The 1,239-nt window shown below is 43.0% G+C and carries 4 protein-coding genes; all 4 read right to left on the bottom strand.

What is annotated here, in order from left to right; genetic code table 11:
* Positions 1-126 precede the first annotated feature (126 nt).
* Positions 127-354, bottom strand: a complete 228-nt coding sequence (locus FJZ26_06100) for a hypothetical protein (protein MBM3229978.1) — start codon at positions 352-354, stop codon at positions 127-129.
* Positions 344-589, bottom strand: a complete 246-nt coding sequence (locus FJZ26_06105) for a hypothetical protein (protein MBM3229979.1) — start codon at positions 587-589, stop codon at positions 344-346. The genes FJZ26_06100 and FJZ26_06105 overlap by 11 nt, the downstream gene beginning before the upstream one ends.
* A gap of 12 nt (positions 590-601) precedes the next feature.
* Complete coding sequence (locus FJZ26_06110; GenBank protein ID MBM3229980.1) at positions 602-901, bottom strand: hypothetical protein; 300 nt, start codon at positions 899-901, stop codon at positions 602-604.
* Between the two features lie 61 nt (positions 902-962).
* Entirely contained in the window at positions 963-1,163 is a 201-nt protein-coding gene (locus tag FJZ26_06115) for a DUF2080 family transposase-associated protein (protein MBM3229981.1), read from the bottom strand.
* Positions 1,164-1,239 lie beyond the last annotated feature (76 nt).

A 1,239-nucleotide genomic window follows, 5' to 3' on the forward strand; every position in this document is an offset into this window, starting at 1 on the left:
CTCTTTTGTTGGGTGGTTTGCAATGCGGGAATGGGAACACTACGGCATAACAAACGCGGAAATGCAGGAATATAAAAAACAGAAAAAAGACGCAATAGCCCATTATGGCGGTCCTGGCGAGGACAATCAACCGGAGCCGTTAATCGCCATTGGGCGCAATGCCAAATATACTGAGCTGTTTAGAGTGTAGGGCTGCTTGCACTCCTTGTTTATCATTTCCGAGCATTTTGCAACACACTGTGTTTTTTGCCCGGCTATTTCCCAGGACAGGTAAATGGCGGTTCCCACAAGGATATAAGCCATAATCCAGACACAGGCAATTAAAACCGCAATGCCAAAGGTTTTAATTTCCATTTTTATCACTCCATTTATCACTCCAATATAGGAAATAGTTTATAGCCAAAATCAAAATAAGAATTAATCCCCGGATAATCAACGCGTCAAAAACAATAAGGCAAGCCAGCATAAAAGTGGCAAACCATATATCCGCCGCTATACTTTCGTTTGCGTATTTGGTGCGTTTATACTCCAAAATCAACAAGCGGATTTTTTGGGCTGCTATTTGGAACTGTGTTTTAATTCCCTCCATCTAACCACCTCGTTATATCCCCAGCTTTGCCCTTTCTTCCTTTAGCTCCTGTTCCTTTTTTGCAAGCTCCGCAGCCTTGGCAAGCCTCAAAGTTGCTGTTTGTTGCCAGGACCTCCAGATAAATTTTAAAAATTTAGGTATTTTATCCGTGTTGGCTACCTTTTCATCGGCTAAACCATTTTTTTTCTGGACCCAGGTTTGTAGTCCCCCATGCCGCACCCCTGCTTTAACCGCGTCCGCCGCAATAGCTTCAAAATCCTGTTTGTTAAAGTAGCATTTTACGCAGACTTTAACTGATTTGTAGTCCCCCATAATAGTCCCCTTTCCAAGCAGTCTTTTTGTTTTTCAGCTACAAGGCAACTAATTCCTTATTTTAGGCTTTCTGCTCTGTTGGGGTAGGGGCTGCGGCCGCAGGCGCTTCAACTTTAGGCGCTTCTGTCTGTGGCTTAGGCGCATCAAGGGAGCTTATTATTACCCGGACACTGCAACCGATATATCTGTTTAGTTTTTTTGGGACGTATATATGGCCGCCTTTCCCAAATTTCTTGATTGTCGTTTCTAATATTTCAGTCATGGTTTTACCTCCGATTAACTGTTTATTCTCTTTTGGTTTTAAAAAGCACGAGGTCAAGCTCCCCTATTACAAGCCT

Source organism: Candidatus Parvarchaeota archaeon (genome assembly GCA_016866895.1).
Classification (GTDB): Archaea; Micrarchaeota; Micrarchaeia; order Anstonellales; family VGKX01; genus VGKX01.